This is a genomic window from Synechococcus sp. JA-2-3B'a(2-13) (genome assembly GCF_000013225.1).
GTDB lineage: Bacteria > Cyanobacteriota > Cyanobacteriia > Thermostichales > Thermostichaceae > Thermostichus.
The window spans coordinates 976,457-995,428 of the sequence record NC_007776.1 but is presented as its reverse complement, the minus strand read 5'-3'; the positions used below and the strand labels follow the sequence as shown (position 1 = coordinate 995,428).

16 protein-coding genes and 1 pseudogene are annotated in these 18,972 nt (G+C 59.3%); 5 read left to right on the top strand and 12 right to left on the bottom strand.

The window, feature by feature from the left end:
- Positions 1 to 11: 11 nt before the first annotated feature.
- Positions 12 to 2,219, bottom strand: coding sequence for a glycoside hydrolase (locus CYB_RS04560; RefSeq protein WP_011432588.1), 2,208 nt, complete (start codon positions 2,217 to 2,219; stop codon positions 12 to 14).
- A 155-nt stretch (positions 2,220 to 2,374) separates the two neighbouring features.
- Between CYB_RS04560 and CYB_RS04555 the strand changes: the two genes are divergently transcribed.
- From CYB_RS04555 to CYB_RS15345, 4 genes and pseudogenes are all read left to right on the top strand, one after another.
- Positions 2,375 to 2,893: an HNH endonuclease gene (locus tag CYB_RS04555; protein ID WP_011432587.1), complete on the top strand. Its 519-nt coding sequence runs from the start codon at positions 2,375 to 2,377 to the stop codon at positions 2,891 to 2,893.
- Between the two features lie 1,432 nt (positions 2,894 to 4,325).
- Entirely contained in the window at positions 4,326 to 5,606 is a 1,281-nt protein-coding gene (locus tag CYB_RS04540; RefSeq protein ID WP_011432585.1) for an MDR family MFS transporter, read from the top strand.
- Positions 5,607 to 5,667: 61 nt separating this feature from the next.
- Positions 5,668 to 5,853 (top strand): annotated as a pseudogene (locus CYB_RS15630) (hypothetical protein); the annotation flags it as partial.
- Positions 5,854 to 5,877: 24 nt separating this feature from the next.
- The gene (locus CYB_RS15345) at positions 5,878 to 6,105 is read left to right on the top strand and encodes a YccF domain-containing protein (RefSeq protein ID WP_238376904.1); all 228 of its coding nucleotides are present in this window, start codon (positions 5,878 to 5,880) and stop codon (positions 6,103 to 6,105) included.
- Positions 6,106 to 6,252: 147 nt separating this feature from the next.
- Here the strand turns inward: CYB_RS15345 and CYB_RS04530 are convergent, their stop codons facing one another.
- Entirely contained in the window at positions 6,253 to 8,607 is a 2,355-nt protein-coding gene (locus CYB_RS04530; protein ID WP_011432584.1) for a transglycosylase domain-containing protein, read from the bottom strand.
- 3 nt (positions 8,608 to 8,610) lie between these two features.
- Entirely contained in the window at positions 8,611 to 10,500 is a 1,890-nt protein-coding gene (locus CYB_RS04525) for a serine/threonine-protein kinase (RefSeq protein WP_011432583.1), read from the bottom strand.
- 131 nt (positions 10,501 to 10,631) lie between these two features.
- Here CYB_RS04525 and CYB_RS04520 point away from each other — a divergent pair, with 131 nt between their 5' ends.
- Positions 10,632 to 11,549 carry a histone deacetylase family protein gene (locus CYB_RS04520; protein ID WP_011432582.1) on the top strand — a complete coding sequence of 306 codons (918 nt, stop codon included), beginning with the start codon at positions 10,632 to 10,634 and terminating at the stop codon, positions 11,547 to 11,549.
- 11 nt (positions 11,550 to 11,560) lie between these two features.
- On the opposite strand, the gene CYB_RS04515 is transcribed toward CYB_RS04520, so the two are convergent.
- From CYB_RS04515 to CYB_RS04475, 9 genes are all read right to left on the bottom strand, one after another.
- Entirely contained in the window at positions 11,561 to 12,280 is a 720-nt protein-coding gene (locus CYB_RS04515; RefSeq protein ID WP_011432581.1) for a PP2C family protein-serine/threonine phosphatase, read from the bottom strand.
- On the bottom strand, positions 12,280 to 13,983 hold the full coding sequence (locus CYB_RS04510) for an ABC1 kinase family protein (RefSeq protein ID WP_011432580.1): 1,704 nt from the start codon (positions 13,981 to 13,983) through the stop codon (positions 12,280 to 12,282). Before CYB_RS04510 ends, CYB_RS04515 begins: the two co-directional genes overlap by 1 nt.
- A 29-nt stretch (positions 13,984 to 14,012) precedes the next feature.
- Positions 14,013 to 14,324, bottom strand: coding sequence for a DUF6825 family protein (locus CYB_RS04505; RefSeq protein ID WP_011432579.1), 312 nt, complete (start codon positions 14,322 to 14,324; stop codon positions 14,013 to 14,015).
- A gap of 141 nt (positions 14,325 to 14,465) precedes the next feature.
- Positions 14,466 to 15,191 (bottom strand): phycobilisome rod-core linker polypeptide, encoded by a 726-nt coding sequence (locus tag CYB_RS04500; RefSeq protein ID WP_011432578.1) that lies wholly within the window; start codon positions 15,189 to 15,191, stop codon positions 14,466 to 14,468.
- A gap of 58 nt (positions 15,192 to 15,249) precedes the next feature.
- On the bottom strand, positions 15,250 to 15,891 hold the full coding sequence (locus CYB_RS04495; protein ID WP_071818190.1) for a HEAT repeat domain-containing protein: 642 nt from the start codon (positions 15,889 to 15,891) through the stop codon (positions 15,250 to 15,252).
- Between the two features lie 64 nt (positions 15,892 to 15,955).
- Positions 15,956 to 16,726, bottom strand: a complete 771-nt coding sequence (locus tag CYB_RS04490) for a HEAT repeat domain-containing protein (RefSeq protein WP_041436319.1) — start codon at positions 16,724 to 16,726, stop codon at positions 15,956 to 15,958.
- Positions 16,727 to 16,799: 73 nt separating this feature from the next.
- Positions 16,800 to 17,069, bottom strand: a complete 270-nt coding sequence (locus CYB_RS04485; RefSeq protein WP_011432575.1) for a phycobilisome linker polypeptide — start codon at positions 17,067 to 17,069, stop codon at positions 16,800 to 16,802.
- Between the two features lie 315 nt (positions 17,070 to 17,384).
- Complete coding sequence (locus CYB_RS04480; protein ID WP_011432574.1) at positions 17,385 to 17,873, bottom strand: phycocyanin subunit alpha; 489 nt, start codon at positions 17,871 to 17,873, stop codon at positions 17,385 to 17,387.
- A 145-nt stretch (positions 17,874 to 18,018) separates the two neighbouring features.
- Positions 18,019 to 18,540, bottom strand: coding sequence for a phycocyanin subunit beta (locus CYB_RS04475; RefSeq protein WP_304411987.1), 522 nt, complete (start codon positions 18,538 to 18,540; stop codon positions 18,019 to 18,021).
- Positions 18,541 to 18,972: the final 432 nt, after the last annotated feature.

Sequence of the window (18,972 nt, the reverse complement as noted above, 5' to 3'; positions counted from 1 at the left end):
GGTCATCACTCTCAGGGTCTGCGCAGGGCAATGGTGGCCTTGGGCGGGATCCCTTCCTGAAAGGTCTCGCCATCCGCGGCCAGGATGACAAATTGCAGCTCCTGACCCGGCTGGGCGCCCAAATTGCTCCAGGGGATGGCCACCTCCAAACAGGCATCCACCACCGCCTTCACTTGATGGCCGATGGCGTGCCAGGTGTGGTACTCCCCTGCCTGCAAGAGCTGGGCTTGCACCTCTGCCGGATGCTGGCCGGTGCCGGGAGGCGGCAGCGACAACCGCAGCAGGTGGCGGTAGTGGTAGTTGAGAGGAGCTTCTGCCGGCAACCCCTGCAGGGGAATGGGGCTGTTGACGGTGACACGGTTGGGGTAGAACCACAGCACCAGCAATTGCCTGGGCCGCTGCACCACCGAGTTAAAATCCAGCCGCAGGTAGAGGTTGAAGTGATCGAACCCGTACCAGAGGCGACGAACAATGCTGTTGCGGTGCATGGTGCCTCGGGCCGCTCCAATCTCCACCCGCCCCGCTTGGCTCCACTCCCGTTCTGCCGGACGACCGTTGATGGCCGGGTGGATAAACCCCTGCGGCAGGCGATCCCCTAGGCCGTCATGATCCTCCAGGGGAAATTGCAGCACGGTCGGCACCGCCTCTCCCAAAGCAGTGTAGAGCGCCTGCAGGTGCTCCCGAAACAACTGGTCGAAAACGGCATCATGGGCGGAGGAGTGGCCTGCCCCAAACCACCAGAACCAATCGGATCCCTCGGCGGCCCAGAGGGCTTCCCAGGCTTGGGGATTGGCGCGGGGATGATCCTGAATCACCTGGCGGGCCTGAGCCAAGAGCTCCCAAGCGCGGTTTTTGACGGGATCCCCAATCCAGGTGGTGAAATCTGCCTCGATCCAGGAGCCGCTGTGAAGTTGCTCTGCCGGCAAAAACTCGGTGGGCGGAAACTGATCCAGAAACTCCGAAACGGTCACCAGCCGCAGGGAGGAGTGCTGGCTGAGGCGGGTGTAAAGGTTTTCCAAGAAGGGCCGGCCATCTTGGGGGTAGTACTCCCAGCAGTTTTCCCCATCCAGAGCGATGGTCACCAGCCAGGGCTGCTCCTGGGGCAGGCGGTTGCGGATGCTCTCCAGATGGCCGATGAGATCTTTGGCGGCAGCATCGGCGGGCATGGCGCTGTAGCTGAAGCCGATCAAATCCGAAAGGCGGTGATCCCGAAAGACGATGGCCAGATCCCCCCGCTCGGTTTCCAGGCGGTAGGGGCGGTAGAGCTTCTCCGGCTCCAGAATGTGGCCCTGCCCATCGCGGTGAAACGGTTGACCCAGGCTCCACCCCAAAACCCCTTCGTCGGAGATGATCCACTCAAAGCCCTGTTTTTGCACAATCGGCACAATGGCAGGGCTTACGGATTGCTCGGAAGGCCACAGGCCCCGCGGCTCGCGGCCAAAGCGCTCCCGATAGATCTGCTTAGCCCGCTCCAGTTGGCTGTGGACATCCTGCTCCCAGTGAAAGGGGTAGCGAGGCAAAGGCAACCCTGGCCGAGCCACCCGTGCCGAGCGCTCGCTCACCAACAGGGGCAAGATGGGGTGGGTATAGGGGCTGGTGGTCAGCTCCAGTTGGCCGTTGCTCTGCAGTTTGGCGTGCTGGGGCAAGATGGCGCCGAGGATCTGTTGTTGCTTGGCGTAGATCCGCTGCCGATCCGCCAGGGTAAAACCGGATCCCATTTTGATCCAGCCCTCAATCTCAGGATCCTCCTGAAAGAGAGGATCAAACCAAGACAGGTTGTGCCAGGCCAGCAGATCCCCGAAGTCCTGCGGAGTCCAGTACTGCAGACACCAGTTCACCCCCTGAGATTCCCGTTGGTTGTAGAGCTGCCGGTAACGGGGGTAGGGCTCGATCATGGTGGGGTAGTGGCTGTCGAAAAAACGCTCGACCACAAAGCGCAGTTGATCGGGGCCGAGCTTTTCGACAGGGGATAGGGTCAGTTCCAGGTAAGGATCAAAAGCCGAGCCGGCCACATACTCTTCGATCTGTAGAATCAGGGAGGGCACCAGGTTAATCGTTTGGTGCAAGCGGGGATAGCGCTCCAGCAGCAAGACCAAGTCCAGGTAATCTTTGATCCCGTGTAGGCGCACCCAAGGCATGCGATATTTACCCGCCACCGGACTTTTGTAGAGGGGTTGGTGTTGGTGCCAAACCAGGGCGACGTGCAGCGGGTAGGTCATGGGCGGTACCGGATCCAACCATCACCCGGATACTAGCCCATCTGTCTGGCTCGCGATCGTAAGAAACTCTTGAATGTCTGAGCGCTGCCGGTGGGGAAAAGCTTGCCATTCGCAAGATTCCTCAGGAGAATGGCGGCAAAAGGAAGAGCTGAGCCATGACTGCCGCTACCCACCTTCTGGAACAGTCGATCGTTGTCTTTTCCCAAAACTATTTGCCCATCAGCCGGGTCAATATCAAGCGGGCAATCGTGCTGCTGCTAACAGGCAAAGCCGAACCGCTCTCGATGATGAATGTGCCGGTGTGGAAGGTGCGCTCCCCCAGCCAGGTCATTGAAGTGCCCGAACATATTCGCCTGACCATCAAGGGCAAAGAGCGCGCTTGGCGCGTGCCCCCTGTGAATCGGCGGGAGGTTTTGCGGCGGGATCACCACACCTGCCAGTATTGTGGCACCACCCACAATTTGACCTTGGATCATGTCGTGCCCCTCTCCAAAGGGGGATCCCACAGTTGGGACAATGTGGTGACGGCTTGCGAACGCTGCAATCAACGCAAGGGCAACCGCACCCCTGAAGAAGCCAACATGCCCCTGCGCAGCAAACCCCGTGCCCCTCTCCACCCGACGGTGGCTTTTGCGGAGCAGTTCTGGCGCGAACACCAAAGTCGGCAAGAGTGACATCCTCCCGGCGCTCATCCTATGGACAGAGCGCGGGCCACCCTTCCCGTCAGCAGGACGGAGTCCTTACCTCGCGGTCGGGCATTCCTGCCCCACGCCACTTGTCTGGGTCTACAACCCCCGACAGAACAACTGGACAGGCGGTTCCCCTTCCCCAGCCTCCCCCCTAGGCACTGCCAGCTCGCAAAACAACCTCTAATCCACCCAGCACAGTTCCCAAGGCTGAGGCTGAGTCCTGATGCACCCGGTACCGGCATTCAGGGCACTGAGGCCCCCCGACAGCCCAGCTGTTGCTAACCATCCCCCAGCACTTGCAACCGATTTGGCCGCTTCCTTTGGGGTCAACCTTGGCAAAGTCCACCCCACCTTTCCAGCAAACCCACTCCAGAAGGCAGAGAATCTATCCCCAGGCAGCCTCGACGCAATCCTTGGGCAACATCCCCCTTGCCCAGCCCTTGGCCTTGAGGTCTTCCACAAAGATCTTCCACAAAGAAAAGATAGAGAGGGTCTGCCCTCGGTCTCAACGCCAATGGGCCCTCTGGAAATGAAACTCTTGGCAACCATTGGCAATGCCCTGCTGCATCCTGGCAACCTGCAGTGGTGCTCTCTTCCAGTGGCAAGACCCCTGCTGTTTTCTCGCCCCCCTGGGTTGCAGCCTTCTCAGCTGGCCTTGCAGGGCTTTGAAGCCCTTGGGCCGTTCCCAAAAGCGCCCTCTGAAGTCGTCAGGAATTGCTCCAAAACCAGGTCAATCCCCGTCGTCCGCCCGTGAGCTGGTTTGTTGGGAGGCATCTGGATAAGCCCAGTACTTGTAGGTTACCGCCAGCATAAGTAGACTTTACTACAGATTTCGCTCAGGGGTATGGCGGGGATCCATGTATCCCAGTGCTCACCCTGCGGCTAGAGCATGGGACCTATTGCCCCCGCACCCCCGTTAGTTAAAATTGTTGGTACTAGAACTGTAAGGCACAGCTTCTTCTAGCTTTGTCCAGGTTTGCGACTGAGCTACAGGTGCTCTGTTGTGGGCAAAGGGAACTTGCGCCTCGGCTGCAGCAAGCAAGATGGGGGTTGGCTTCCTGCTCAGCAGGTTTTGGGAAAGGTTGAAGGTTGTAAGTTGGCTCAGAAGAGGACTGGGTGTTTTGGGGCAGATGAAAAGTAGCTTAGTGCAGCTCGATTATCGAGTTTATAAGTTGGCGCGGCTGTTGAGCGAATATATTGGACTCCGTCCCGCTGACGCGATTGGAGTTGGGGAAATGGGTTGCCCTGTCTGCTGGCCCGCTGGGTGAAGAGCCTTCTGGCAACGAACATCAAGCCTGGCTGCACAAATTTTCAGTTTACTTGTCAGAGCAGGCTCCTTGCCCTGGCCTCAAGGATCGGGATCCCGTAGGCTAGGTAGGCCCTCCCCTGCTGCACTCAACATCCTGCTGCACTCAACATGTGGATCCCTTCTTGGTGGCCGAAGCTCAGTTTTCAGGTTTGGCTGATCTTTATCGGTCGGCTGCTTTCCCAAACTGGAACCGGCTTTACCTTGTTTTATGCCAGTCTCTTTTTTGTGAATCAGGTGGGGCTGACCGCCACCCAAGTGGGCCTGGGGCTAGGCATTATGGCTTTTGCCGGGGTGTTTGGCCGCATCCTGGGCGGCTCGATGGCCGATGGAGCTTGGGGGCGCCGTTCCACTTTGATCCTCTCTCTGGCTATTTCCACCTTGGGGTCGTTTGGGTTTGCGCTCTCCTATGACTTCTGGAGTTTTGCCCTGGCCAATATGGCTGCAGGCTTGGGGCAGGGGTTGTACTGGCCGCCTGCGGAAGCGATTGTAGCAGATCTAACCACTCGTGAGCAGCGCAACGAAGCCTACGCTCTCAACCGTCTGGGGGATAACCTGGGCCTCAGCCTTGGGGTGGCTATGGCCAGCACGCTGGTGGCTCTGACGGGGGCCTATCGGCTCTTGTTTGTAATCGACGGTGTCACTTTTCTAATCTTTCTGGCAGTACTTTGGTTTTTTATCCGGGAAACTCGGGCGACTTGTCCGGCAGCAGAGCCTGTGTTGGCAGGTTGGAAAACCGCCCTTAGAGATCGCTCCCTTTTGGTGTTTGGCCTGTCGAATATCCTGTTCACCACCTATGTGGCCCAGCTCAGCAGCAGCATGCCCCTTTACTTCCGCAATGGGGTAGGGATCCCAGAGGTGCAAATCGGCATTTTGTTTGCCTTGCATGGGGCCTTGATCGCTCTGCTGCAGATGCCGGTGGCCCGTTGGTTGAATCGCCGGACGCGCATCCAAGGGTTGCAGGGATCCGCCCTGATGTGGGGGGTGGGATTTCTTTTGGTTTGGCTTAGCGGTCTGGCGGCGGAATTGGGGGCTCCGGCCCCGGCGGTGGCAGTCTTGGCGCTGGCGGTGCTCTCTTTGGCGTTGGTGAGCTACAACCCCTCTGCCTCTGCTTTGGTGGCGGATTTGGCGCCGGATCACTTGCGGGGGGTGTATCTGTCGGTCAACTCCCTCTGCTGGGCGGCGGGGTTTGCTCTTGGCCCAATGATTGGGGGGATGGCCTTGGACTTGCCGCAACCGTGGGCAAGCGGGTTGTGGATCTTTTGGGTGATCACCGTCAGTTGGGTTTGGGGGATCCTCCGCTTTCTGAACCGCATTCTGCCCTGCAAGGTGAATAGGGCCGCAGTGCCTCCGGTGATGGAGCCCGCTCCCCTCGGTGACGCAGAACGCTAGAGCCCAGGAAAGAAGCAGATTTTGGGATCCCAGTCTTGGCCAACAGCTGGTTAGAGTATGGATGTCGAACAGGAAGGCTAGTTCTGCTCTTGTACCCTGCAATTTGGTCTCAACGGTGGAGGATCTGAATCATGAGCTTGATTGGCAACATCATCTGGCTAATCTTCGGGGGTTTGCTGACAGGTTTGGGCTACATCTTAGAGGACTGAGCCTTTGCCTGACAATCATCGGCATTCCCTTTGGCTGGCAGAGCATCAAACTGGGGTTTGCAGTGCTTGCCCCCTTCGGAAAGGAAGTGGTGGAGTATCCCGATGCCAACAGCCCGCTGCTGCTGATCTTTAACGTCATCTGGCTGTTGCTGTTTGGCTGGCCGTTGGTGCTTAACCATCTCTTCTGGGCTGTGATTCTGGCAATCACCATTGTTGGGATCCCCTTTGCCAAACAACACATGAAGTTAATTATTTTGTCGTTGTTGCCCTTTGGCCGAGATCTGCGCTGAGAAAGTGGGTGAACCTAGATTGTGGGTTTATTGAGGGGTACGGCCAAACTGGTTATTAGGCATTTCTCACTTGGGATGCAGGAGAGTTTTCTGTCGGGTTGTCAGGATTTGGGGTTGCCAATTGCCAAGGCTGCTCTCGGAGTTGCTCTATTGAACCATCGTCAAACTATTGGTAATGACTTGCCTCGTGTAATTTCCCCAAGTTTGAGCAGCTATGCTGCTGCTTCCTCGTGTTGGGCTAGAGTCATCATTGCCCAGCCAAATGCCGGTCACCAGGGGAGGGTTGGGCGTGTAGCCGATAAAGAGCAGATCCTTGTTGGCGGTGGTGGTGCCGGTTTTACCGGCTTCTCCAATGCCGAGCCGGGCAGCAGTGCCGGTGCCGGAGCTGATCACCCCTTGCAGTACGGTTGTCATCTGTTGGGCGACGGTTTCTGGCAGGACAAGTCGCTGAGAGCGGGGATCCTCCCGACCAGGGTAAATCTCACGGCAGGTGCGAAAGTCGTTGGGGTTGGCGCAATCGCTGCTATCCAAGATGCGGCGGATGGTGTGGGGCCTTGACCAAAGGCCACGATTGGCAAAAGGAGTGAAGGCCGCTGTCAACTCCAGCAAGTTCACCTCCATGGTGCCGATCACCATAGAAGGATAGGGTTGCAACGGCGATTGGATGCCCATTTGCCGGGCCGTCGCCACCACTTGCTCTAGACCGACTTGTTGGGCCAACCGCAGGGCAATCACGTTTTCGGAGAGGATCAGGCCGCGGGCCAAATCCATAGGGGCCGATCCCGAGCGACAGCCCCGAAAGGTGAGGTTGCCCCAGGTGAGGGGCTCGCAAGACAACACTTGGGAGAGAGGGATCCCCTGGGTGAGGGCAGCCGCATAGGTGAACACTTTGAAGGTGGAGCCCGGCTGCCTTTGAGCTTGGGTAGCCCGGTTGAAGGGGCTGGCGTTGTAGTCGATCCCGCCCACCAAAGCCAGCACTTCGCCGTTGCGGCTGTCGAGACTGACCAAAGCGCCTTGGCTGAAGCCCAAGCGGGATCCCGACTCGCGCACCGTTTGGGCCAGGACTTGCTCTGCCAAACGCTGGTAGGGCAGATGCACCGTGGTTTCGATGATGAAGTTGCCCTCTGCCGAGAGGTCTTGGCCCAAAAGCTGCCGCAGCTCCTGGAAGACAGCGCTGTAAAAGTAGGGAGCAACTGTCATGGTTTGGGAGCGCAAATTGGGGTTGAGGGTGAGGCGACTGCGCCGGGCCCGCCGAATCTCCTCTTCGGGGAAGACTTTCAGCTCGCTCAGGCGATCCAACACCCGATCCCGGCCTCGAACGGCGGCATCATAGTTGGCGACGGGGTTAAAGGCGTTGGGCGCGGGCAAAATGGCCGCCAAGGTCGCAGCTTCGGAAAGGCTGAGCTGGCGGCTTGGGATCCCGAAATAGAACTGGGCAGCAGTTTCAAAGCCGTAGATGCCGTTGCCCAGGTAAACATTGTTGAGGTAGAGAGCGAGGATTTCGTCTTTGCTGTAGCGCTGTTCCAGCTTCAGGGCAGCGACGGCCTCCCGCAGCTTGCGCCCGAAGGTGTTGCCGGAGCCGGTGTAGTCCCGCAGCACGGTGCGGGCCAGTTGTTGGCTGATGGAGCTGCCCCCCTGCTGCACTTCCCCCGAGCGCAGGTTCACCCAAAAGGCGCGGGCAATGCCCAGCAGATCCACCCCAAAGTGGGAGTAAAAGCGGTGATCTTCGGCGGCGACCACCACCTTGGGCAAAATCGGCCCAAAAGCTTCTAGGTTGGGCAGCTCCCGGTAGGTGTCCCCCTGATGGCGGCGCAGCTCCGTCTGCTGATCCCCGGCCAGGACGATCAGGGGGTTGCGATCCGCGGAGAGGGGTGGCTCCACTGAGAACTTGCTCCACTCATGGCCGATCCAAATCCTCGCCCCCAGCCCCAAGACCACTATCAGGATGAGGCAGCCGCGCACCCCATACACCTGTGGTGGGGGTGGATCCAGCACTTGAATCCAGATGCTCTCCGGATCCCAAGGCGGGCCAAGGCTCAGTTGCTGGCCATGCCGCAAGATCACCCGGCGCACCCGCTCGACACCACCGAAGGGTTTGAGGCGGAAAACGCCGTTGGTCGAGTCTTGATCTTCTAGCTGGTAGCGACCGGCATTCCACCCCAGCCAGTAGAGAATAGGGGGCAACGGGATCCGCCAACCCAGACCGGGCAGGCGCCAATCCGGGCGGGGACGGATGTGGGCGTGGAGATGGCTCACCGCGGGGGCAGGGATGCGAATGGTGGCCACCGTCTGGCTGCGACCGAGAATGTCGGATCCCTTCAGGGCAACCACCTGGGGGGGCTCTCCTGGGCAGGTAATCCGCAGGCGCACCGGGCGCTTGGGGGGAGGAGGTTCGGGGGGTTTGAGGAGAGCTGTAGGCCCGACAGGGAAAGGCCTCGCCAGAGTTTTGAAGAGGCGAGCGACGGTGCTCAACAGCGGCTTTTTGTCTTCAGAAGCAGACATGGCTCAGTCCCCCCGCAATTCGCGCGCACGGCGCAGCAGCTCCTGCATGGTCTGGCCGGGCCGAGGGCCGCCCGCTGCCGAATGGGGGTTAGGAGCTTTACGAGGCTGGGCAACAGGGGCAGTCGGGGGCAGGGTGGGAGGGGAGACAGGAGAAGGGGGTGGAGCACCGCTGGGCAGCGTGGGATCCCAGAGGGCCATGTAAAGATGGCCTTGGGCGTTGCGTTCGATCCTGCCGGCCCAGGGGCCAACGCGGAATTGCACTCGCCCGGAACGTCCCTCGCGCACAGCCTGCAGTTCTCGCTGCAGTTGAGCAGGCAAGGGGGCTTGCAGCATATCCTCCAAGAGTCCTTCCACTTGCGGGGTGGGTACGCCATCGGTGACGGTGGCTTCGGTTTGCCGCAGGGCCAGGCTGGATTCGTCGTAGGTGAGGCCCAAGTCCACCCCGCCAAAGCGGTACAGGTCGTACACGGTATTGGGCCAAGCGCCCTGCCCCTGCTGGCTGGGGGATCCCAGGCTGGCTCGTACCGTCTCGCGGGAAGTCTCCAAGGGAAAGGCGCGAAACACCGGCCCGCTCCGGGTGTAGGGTTCCAGCTCCGGCGCGGGATCCCGCCGTCCGTTCTGCTCTGAAGCCAAAACAAGGGGCTCAGGGACAAGCTCCCCAGGCATAGGATGGACATTCTCTGGGGCAATGGGATCTTCCACTGCCGGACGAGATCCTGGCCCGGAAACACGGGGGGCCGAGGGGCGCTGCAGCAACTGTCCCCATTGCCAACTCACCAAAACCCAGCCCAGCAGCCCGCCCATCAGAAAGGGAATCAGGCGCACCCAAAGCAGGGATCCCCCGTTCTCGACCTCCGTGGCCGCCGTCAAGGGCCTGAGCCGCAGAGTACCGGCTGTAACCAAGGACGGCGCAGCGGCAGGGAGACCTCCAGAAAGTGGGCCAGAGGCAGCCTCTTCCGACGAGGCGACTGGGACCTGAGGGGCAATAGATCCCTGTGCTCTGGCTTGAATGTGCTCCAGCTCCGCCAACACATTGGCCACCGACTGCGGGCGGGCGGCAGGATCTTTGGCCAGGCAACCGAGGATCAAGTCAGACAAACCGGCGGGCAGCGGAAACTTCAGTCCCCAGTCTTCTAGAGGGATGGGCCGGTGCTTGTGGTGGGCCTGGTACCAGCCCGGGAAAGATTCGGTGGTGGGCTTGAGGGGCATCTGGCCAGACACCATCTGGTACAGCATGATCCCGAAGCTGTAGATGTCGGAACGGACGTCCAGCGGCAACCCTTCCAGCTGTTCCGGGGAAGAATAGGCCAGCGTTCCCAGGTAGGCATGGGTAAAGCTCAAAGATTCATGGCTGTTGAGCAGCTTGGCAATGCCGAAATCCACCAGCTTCGCCAGTTCCCCAAAACTGTCATCGGCCACCACGATCACATTGGCCGGCTTCAAATCGCGGTGGATCACCTGTACCCTTTGCCCTTCCATGAGGATCCCCTCGTGGGCCGCCTTTAACCCCAGGCCAATTTGGCGGGCCAGCCGGAAAAAGCGCTCCAAAGGCAAAGCCCCCGCGGCCAGAATATCCTTGAGGGTCTTGCCGTTCAGGTATTCCATCACATAGAAAGGCACCTCATCGGGGGTAAGGCCATAGTCATTGACTTTGACAATGTGCAGGCTTTTTTGGCCCAAAGCCGCGCAGGCTTTCGCTTCCCGTTCAAAGCGCAGGCGGGTGCGCCGATCCATTGCCGGCTGGGAAAGCAGCTTGACAGCCACTTCCACCCCACCAAAGAGCAAATCTTGAGCCAAATAGACTCGCCCCATGCCCCCCTGTCCCAGCAGATGTACGAGTCGATAACGCTGAGCCAAGAGGCGACCCAAAAAGGGATCCGACGCAGTAAACATAGGGAATCGCGGCGGTACGGAGAACAGGTTTGCAAGAGTCTCGAAGGGATCCGGCAGGAGCGGGCTACCTCTACCATAAGCACTGGAGCCGTCATAGGCCATGCTCGCCGCCGTCAATCCAGTTGCCCTTGATGTCTTTGCCAATTGTTTACCACCCCGACTACAGTGCCCCCCTGCCGCCGGGCCATCGCTTTCCCATGCCGAAATTTCGCCTCTTGCAAGAGCTGCTGCTGCGGGAAGGGGTGATCCGCCCCCAGCAAGTGCACCACCCTGAGCTGCCCCCTCTCGCCTGGATTGAGTCGGTACATACCCCTGAGTACGTCAGAGCCTACTGTGAGGGATCCCTGGAGGCCAAGCTGCAGCGGCGCATCGGCCTGCCCTGGAGCCCGGAGCTGGTGCAGCGCACCTGTCGAGCGGTGGGGGGTACCGTCTTGACCGCCCAATTGGCCCTGCGCCACGGCCTGGCCTGCAACACCGCCGGCGGCACCCACCATGCCTTCCCCGCCTACGGCTCCGGCTTTTGTATCTTCAACGACCTGGCCATTGCCGCCCAAGTCCTGCTGCAGCAAGGGCTGGTGCAAAGGCTCTTGATCGTGGATCTGGATGTCCATCAAGGAGATGGCACTGCTTGGATCTTTCGCTCCGAGCCGCGGGTGTTCACCTTTTCCATGCACTGCGAGGCCAACTTCCCCGCCACCAAACAACAGAGCGACCTGGACGTGCCCCTGCCAGTAGGCATGGAAGATGAAGCCTATCTCCAGACTTTGGCCGACCACTTGCCCGATCTGTTGGCTCAGGTGCGCCCTGACCTGGTGCTCTACGATGCCGGTGTGGATCCCCACGAGGAAGATCTCCTGGGCAAGCTGGCCCTTAGCGACCAGGGCCTGTTTCGGCGAGACATGCAGGTGCTGAACACTTGTCTAAAGCAGGGCTATCCTGTCGCCTGCGTCATCGGCGGCGGCTACGGCAAAGACCTCAACCGCCTCGTGTATCGCCACTCCCTGCTGCACCGAGCGGCCAGCGAAGTGTACCGCCAATACCGTCTTTAGCCGGGCGCAAACTAGGCGTATTCGGCAATCACTACTGTGATGTTGTCTCGCCCGCCCCGCTCTTTGGCCGCCTCGATGAGCTTTAGGGGAAGTTGCTCCAAATCTTCCACCTGCAGGCAATACTCGATGATCACTTCGTCGTCCAGCTCCTCAGTTAGGCCGTCGCTACACAACAACAGGCGATCCCCTGGGTAAACTGTAATCGGCTGCACAGAAGGTGGACCCGCATCGGGTCGGCCCAGGCAGCGCTCGAGAATATGTCGCCAAGGGTGAATCCGGGCCTGCTCATAGGTCAGCTCCCCCAGTCGAATGGAGCGAGCCACTAAGGTGTGATCCTCGGTCATTTGCTGCATTTCGGATCCCCGTAGGCGATAGAGGCGAGAATCGCCAATGTGAGCACTCCAGCAGTTGCCCTTGGGATCCACCATGGCCACCACCACCGTAGTGCCCATGTCTGCCCGCTCTGGATTTTCCCGCTGATCCTTGAGGATGGCACTGTTGGCTGCTTCTACGGCTTCGCTGAGCAACCGGGGTGCCGGCACGTTTTTCCAGCCTCGATCCAGATATTCTCGGATGGTCTCGACAGCCAACAGGCTGGCTGTAGCCCCGGCAGCATGTCCTCCCATACCATCGGCAACAATAAAATAGCGCCCCTCTGGATCGCAGTAGTAGGCATCCTGATTGCTGCTGCGGATCTTGCCGGGATCCGTAGCGCAGGCATATCGTCGCATCACATCAATCGCTCTGACCGATTCAACCTTAAGAGTACTCTGATTAAAGCAAGAGCAGCGAGGGCAGCCAAAACCAAAGTGATAACCGTTAAGGTAGCATGTCCGGCCAAAAAGAGCTGAGTTGCGCTCAAAAAAAAGGCCGCAAACAACACTGCATAACTAACTCCCAGCCCGGTGTTGTTCAGCTTGCGCAGCAAGCGCTCCGTCTCGCTGGATCGCACCCGCAGGCGTAGCTCCCCTTGTTCTATCTTGCTCAAGGTCGACTCGATCCGGCGCGGCAAGCTGAGGCTGCTGCTGGTGAACTCAGCCGCTTGACGGCCAACCTGGGCCAAGAGGGTCTCAGTCTTGCTTCCGTTTAAACTCATCAGCTCTTCCGCAAAGGGTTTGGCCACCTCCATAAAGTCGAACTCCGGATCCAGCCCCTTCCCCAGCCCCTCCAGCGTGGTCAGGGCCCGCATCACAAAAGTAAAGGTAGCCGGAAAACGAAACGGCTGATCGTAGGCCAGCTCGTAAAGGTCTTCGCTAATGGCCGCCACCGAGATTTCTCCCGAGTTGCTGGAAAAGGGTTTGTCCATAAAGTGATCCAGCATGTACTGCACCGAGCGGCGCACCGGAGCCAGATCGGCGGTGGGCACCAGCACCCCCAGTTCCACCAGCGAGGCCACCACCTGATCGGCATTTTTGGAGACCACACCTGCCAGCGTGCCCATCAGCTTTTCTTTCACATCGGAGCGCAGGCGGCCCATCATGCCGAAGTCGTAGAAGATCAACGTGCCATCGGGCTTCACGGCAATGTTGCCGGGGTGGGGATCGGCGTGAAAAAAACCATCCTTGAGCAGTTGCCGCAGATAAGCCTCTGCCCCCAGACGAGCCAAAACCTTGCGATCCAACCCTGCCGCACTCAAGGCTTCGTAATCGCTGATTTTGATCCCCGGCAGGTATTCCAATGTCAACAGGCGAGGAGAGGTGTAACGCCAATACACTTTGGGAACAGCAATTTGCGGCATATCCCGAAAGTTGCGACGGAAGGTATCGGCATTGCGGCCCTCATTGAGGTAATCCACCTCTTCCCAGAGGGTGCGCCGACACTCTTCGTAGATGCCGATCCAGTCGCGGCCCGGCCCGCCCCAAGAGGTGCGATACTGAAAGAACTCGGCAATCCCACGGCAGATCTCCAAATCGATGGTGAACAGCCGGGTCAGCCCCGGACGCTGCACCTTCACCACCACCTCTTCCCCGGTTTTCAGCTTGGCGCGATGCACCTGCCCCAAGCTGGCAGCGGCCAAAGGGGTGGGATCAAAGTAGCTGTAGATTTGGGTTATCGGCCTGCCCAGCTCCTGCTGCACAATTGCCGCCACCTGTTCGTAGCTGAAAGCAGGCACCCGATCCTGCAGCTTGGAGAGCTCCTCGACATATTCCGAGGGGAAGAGATCGGCGCGGGTGGAGAAAAACTGCCCCACTTTAATAAAAGTAGGGCCTAAGTTAAGCAGCGTTTCGCGGATCCAAATGGCTCTGGCCCGGCGGCGCTGGGCCTTTCGCTCGGGCGTGGGTTGTCCCCCATAGCTCCAAGCCTGCTGATCCAGCCAAAGGTAAAACAGCCAGGTGAGCACAAATCGCCAAATGTCCAGCATGCGGCCCTGGCGAGTATAGTTCTCCCGGGCCCAGCGGTAGGCGGTATAGGGCTTGACGGGTTGTGATCCCAAAGAAGTCCGGGATCCCAAAAGGCTCGCGTTCAAGCGTTTCGACTCCGGTACTTCTGCAACTCGGAGCGCAGCTGCGCCACTTCCGCCCGCAAGTCGTCCAGAGTTGCCTGCAAATCTTCTGTCTGGAAAGGAGGCGGCACCCTTTCCTGGGCGGCCATGGATGCTTCTGCCTCAGCCCGGGTCATGACATCCTGGGCAAAGGTTTGCCAGCCCTCCTGCAGCTCAGCCCACACCTTGCCCACTTCCCCGGCAATATCGGTGAGGGCGCTTTCCAAACGCTCGCGCAGAACGTCTGCCACAGCCTTGCCGACAAAAAAAGCCTGCACAACCGGATTCTTCATGCGACCCAAGTGTTAAGAAGCATCACCCAGATTATAACGAATCCTGCTCAAACACAGCGGCGAGCCGACCCACCCGAACAGCCTCGGATCGATCGGCCCGGCAGAGCCCGCAAAGGGTTGTCCCCGGAAGCTTGCCCAGTCCTAGCGGCGGCTGGTGGTCATGTCCGGGATCTTCAGATCGAAGACGCTGATGTTTTGCCGTGCAGCCGGCTTGGGATTGAGCATGCGGGCCATGTTGAGGAAGTTTTCTGGATCCCCGGGTTTGGGAGGACGGGTGAGACGATAGGTGCGCACCACTTCCCGCGTCGAGCGCTTCACGCCGGAGACATCGCGCCAACGAGCTCCATAGCGGGGGGTTACCAGGTTGGCGGGCTTTTCCGACAGGCGACGGCGTTGGTAAGGCACCACATCGTCCCCAAAGGCGGCATTGTACTCTTCGCTATCCACCACAGCGTCGATGAAGCCATCTAGCCCCTTGGTGGCAACGATGATGGAGTACTTGATGCGCTCCTGTTGGCTGTAGGTGGGCCGACCCAAAAAGCGCTGGAAGGTGACCTCGATGAAGCGGTAGTTGTCGTTGGGAACCATGACCAGATCCCGGTACACCTCCGACTTGCCCAGGCCGCGCACAAACTCTTTGACCGAGATCGCCCCGTTGCGCAATTGGGACTCCAGAGCTTTTTGCCGATAACTCTCCAGCATCAGATGCTCGCTGAAGATCTGGCGATAGGCGGCGCGAATGATGTTGTCAATTCCTGTCGGGTCGTCAGGACGGTAGACCGGCGGGGTTTCGTCGCTGGGCACAAAGTAGCGAGGCACCCGTTCATTTTGGGTGGTGGGGCGATCGGCAAGCAACGGAAGGGACATAGATGGTGCTCCTAAAAAAACGAGAAAAACTTAAGAAAAACACAGTGGGGCAGGGAAGCTAAGGCTCAGCAGCCAATTCCTGCCAGCTCATCTGGGCGCGGAGAGGGATCAGAGGATCCGCATCTTCCAAGGCCATCTGGAGCGCAGCCTCGACTGAGGGTCGCAGAGATTGTTCACCCTGGCGAGCCAAGTCCGTCAGGGATCCAACGGCGGCGTAGCGGACTCCCCAATCGGCATCGGCAAGACATTGCCGCAACAGTTGCAAGGCTCGCTCTTGATCGGGCAAGGGCCGCTTGGCCGCCACCCGTCCCAGCCCGCGGGTCGCCGCCCGCCGTACACTGGGGGCAAAGTCCGCCACAATGGCTTCTGCCAAAAAGGGGTAGGCATCCCCATGGCCAATGCGAGCCAAAGCCCGCACCGAATAGGCCCGCGCCCCGTAATCGAAACCGTCAATATGGCTCAGCAAGGGCTGCACCGCGGCTTCCCCAAAGCGCAGCACTTCCTCCAGGGCGGCTTCCCCCACTGCAGGGCGATTGAACCCAAAGGCGCGAATTAAGATGGGGATCCCTTCCACTTGGCCCAAAGCGCCCAGCGCCCTCACCACCCGCAACAATTCCTCAGGCGACGTGGCCTGCTCCAATTCTGCTGCCAGTTGAGCCACAGCAATGGGAAACGCTTGAGCAGCCGAGGCGGAGGACATAGGCAACGAATAGTCAAAGGTACACTTGAAACCGCTGATCAAAGGCACTGAGCGCCCCAGGATCCTAGAAGAGCTTCTCCAGTTGCGGCAGGATCACCGCCGTCACCTGAGCCAGCGGCACCCACCCCAACTGAAGCGCCACATCGAACAGCCGCTTCAGAGCATTGATGCGCAGGTTGAGAGCCACGTCGGCTGTGGCCAGCAGCGGCGCCCCCGCTACCCATCCCGATTCGGCCAGGTCGAACAAAGCGGCCTGTCGTAGGCTGGAGTTGGAGTGGGCCAGTAGCGCCACCAGGATTTGGGTCAGCTCCTCGGCTTGCGTAAAGCGATAGAGCACCCAAGCCGCTGCCGAACGCACCCGCTCAGAGGGATGGTTCAAAAAGGGCCGGATCGCTGCCTCAGCCTCGGTGGCCTGAAGCTGACCCAAGGCCTCGATAAGGGCTTCCCAGGGCTGCTCCTGCTCGCGGGACTGCAACAGTGCCAGCAAGGGATCCACCGCTCGCTTGTCCCCCAATTGAGCCAAGGCATAGGCAGCCTCTTCCCGCACATGAAAGTCGGTACAAGTGAGCGCCTCGATCAAACCGGGCACGGCCCGCGCATCCCCGATTTGCCCCAGGGCCTTAGCGGCATTGCGGCGCAGAGGATAGCCCCCCAAGGCAGTGCGATCCCGCTCATCCTGCAACGCCAAAAGCAGCGGCTCTACCCCCCTTGGATCCCGAACTGTGCCCAGGTACCAGGCAGCATAGTACCGATCTTGCAAGTCATCCCCCTGCAGCCGGGCTATCGCCTGCTCCCAAGTGAGCTGCTGCGGCAGCACCGCCGTGTTGGATGCCATACGAACCGTTGCAGAGCTGTTCATGACACCTGGGCAACCTTGCCGGTAACTTCAGTCGGCCGTCGGGCCTCCCTCACTCAGCAGCGCCGTTGCCCTGAGCGGGAGAGGCATTGGCTCCCGACAAGGCAGTGACCTGCACGATTTTGCCACCCATCCGCAGAATGCGCTGCATCTCGGCAGACAACCGACTGTAGGGAACGGTGGTGCTCAGGGTGCTGCGGCGAACTTTGGCAGAGGTGGCCAGAGCATCGGGCGGGTTGAGCAGACCGGTGTACTCAACTCGGTAAACCCGGCTGCCGGCTTCTGTCAGGGCTTCAGGGCTGGTGGTGCTTTGACCAAACATCGCTTTCCCCAGGTATCTATGAGACTTCGTTTGGAAGACAGGCAAACTGACCAGCGAACAAGCCGTACCGGCTATTCTCGCGAACCAGCACGCTGCCGTTGGGCAATGCCTACAATCCAAAGGCTAACTACCCCAGACTGGAGAGCAGGCGACCAACCCAACCGGCTTAAGAGAAGCCAAGGCGCCAAACCAACCTGGAAACAGGTGGAATAGACCTCTTTGGAGCCGTCGCCTGCTCTGGAGAGACACACAATTGGAAGACAAAGAAAGAGATCGTCCACTCCCAACAAGCAGGGATCTCTGCCCTGGGATCCCCTAGCTGAGGGCGTTGATGGCGTAATCGAAGTAGATGGCAGCTTCGTTGGCCGCTTGACCGCTCAGCATGCCCAGAGCGCGGCTCTTCATGTACTGCAGAGCCACGATGTACCAGCTGGGAGAGAGGTTAAAGGAGCGGTTCACTTCCCGCAGTCCGGCCACCAGGTATTCATCGAGGGGGCCGGTGCCACCTGCAACCAGAGAATAGGTAATGAAGCGGAGGTAGTAGCCGATGTCGCGGGCACACTTGGCCTGAAACACATCGCCGTGGCCCATTTCACCCGGCTGAGTCAGGTAAGGGAACCTCTTGAACACTTCCTGCACCGCTTCCCGCACCAGAGTTTGCTGGTTGTTGGTTAGGACACGGGCCGCTTCCAGAGAAGCAGCAGCACGCTGGTAACGACCATTCACGGCCTGCAGTTCGCTGGCATTCAGAAAACGCCCTTGATTGTCAGCGGCAGCAATCGCTTCAGTGATGACAGTTTTCACCTTGCAACTCCTAAATTCATCGATTGTGTTGTTAATGGACGTTCTGTAGGAAAGGCGGACTGGATTTCCACCTGCCTATCAGAAATGAGGGATCTAACGGATCTCAATTCTGAAAGGAACGACCAAGCTGGCTTCGACCCAAAGCTCAAACGATGGCGGCAGCAGCCTTATCGAAGTAGCTGGCCACTTCGCTTTGCAGCGCAGAGCAGTCCCCAGGGGTGATGCCTTTCGGATCCATGATCTTGGCCAGGGCTTCTTTCTTCATGGCAGCAATGCCGTTGGCCACAGAAGTGGTGGGCACCCCCAGAGCAATGTAGGTTTCCCGCAGGCCGTTCAGGCAGCGATCTTCCAGCACAGAGCTATCCCCGGCCAAGGTGGCATAGGTGATGTAGCGCAGGATGATCTCCATGTCCCGTAGGCAGGCAGCCATGCGGCGGTTGGTGTAGGCATTGCCGCCGGGAGCGATCAGATCTGGCTCTTGAGCAAACAAAGAGCGAGCTGCATTGGTTACGATTTGGGCGGCATTGCTGGTCATGCGGTTGACAGCATCTAGGCGCTTGTTGCCCTCTGCCACCAAAGCCGCCAAACGGTCAAAGTCTTGGTCACTTAAAAAGGCACCGCGTGCATCTGCCTGAGCGATCACCCGGGTAAAAGCATCTTGCATGATGGATCTCCTTCTGGTCTTTCCAAAAAGTGGTGAGCGACTGGCTGAACCTCCCAAAAGCCGAATCCCAAGCTTTTTTGCGGGATCCTCTTTGACCCCCAAAAATCAAGGATTCCGTGGCAGCAGACCCCCCACCGAACCCCTAAATTTTTAGATAGGTCAAGAACCTCTGCGACTTTCAGACAGCCGAGCATCCAGCCTAATTTTATATCGCGGGATGGATGAGTGTTTTGTGAAGATTTGCAAACCTACCAACCCCAAAATGTCTGCCTAGGCTGGGATCCCTGGACTGTGGGGCGCAGCAGGGGGGAAATGGGTCTACAGGCTGGCTTACGGAATGTAAACATTTGTTTTGAGATGGAAGCAACCTGAGTTGGCGCCCTCCTGAACAGAACTGACGTTCTCCCCACGGCTAAAGCCGGGGGATTTTTCCGC

What these genes read in the sequence shown, in the direction of transcription:
- CYB_RS04515 (WP_011432581.1), bottom strand. Translation starts at nt 12,280, where the DNA reads ATGCGACGATATGCCTGCGCTACGGATCCCGGCAAGATCCGCAGCAGC.
- CYB_RS04560 (WP_011432588.1), bottom strand. Translation starts at nt 2,219, where the DNA reads ATGACCTACCCGCTGCACGTCGCCCTGGTTTGGCACCAACACCAACCC.
- CYB_RS04525 (WP_011432583.1), bottom strand. Translation starts at nt 10,500, where the DNA reads ATGTTTACTGCGTCGGATCCCTTTTTGGGTCGCCTCTTGGCTCAGCGT.
- CYB_RS04485 (WP_011432575.1), bottom strand. Translation starts at nt 17,069, where the DNA reads ATGTTTGGTCAAAGCACCACCAGCCCTGAAGCCCTGACAGAAGCCGGC.
- CYB_RS04540 (WP_011432585.1), top strand. Translation starts at nt 4,326, where the DNA reads ATGTGGATCCCTTCTTGGTGGCCGAAGCTCAGTTTTCAGGTTTGGCTG.
- CYB_RS04520 (WP_011432582.1), top strand. Translation starts at nt 10,632, where the DNA reads ATGTCTTTGCCAATTGTTTACCACCCCGACTACAGTGCCCCCCTGCCG.
- CYB_RS04555 (WP_011432587.1), top strand. Translation starts at nt 2,375, where the DNA reads ATGACTGCCGCTACCCACCTTCTGGAACAGTCGATCGTTGTCTTTTCC.
- CYB_RS04490 (WP_041436319.1), bottom strand. Translation starts at nt 16,726, where the DNA reads ATGGCATCCAACACGGCGGTGCTGCCGCAGCAGCTCACTTGGGAGCAG.
- CYB_RS04505 (WP_011432579.1), bottom strand. Translation starts at nt 14,324, where the DNA reads ATGAAGAATCCGGTTGTGCAGGCTTTTTTTGTCGGCAAGGCTGTGGCA.
- CYB_RS04500 (WP_011432578.1), bottom strand. Translation starts at nt 15,191, where the DNA reads ATGTCCCTTCCGTTGCTTGCCGATCGCCCCACCACCCAAAATGAACGG.
- CYB_RS04495 (WP_071818190.1), bottom strand. Translation starts at nt 15,891, where the DNA reads ATGTCCTCCGCCTCGGCTGCTCAAGCGTTTCCCATTGCTGTGGCTCAA.
- CYB_RS04530 (WP_011432584.1), bottom strand. Translation starts at nt 8,607, where the DNA reads ATGTCTGCTTCTGAAGACAAAAAGCCGCTGTTGAGCACCGTCGCTCGC.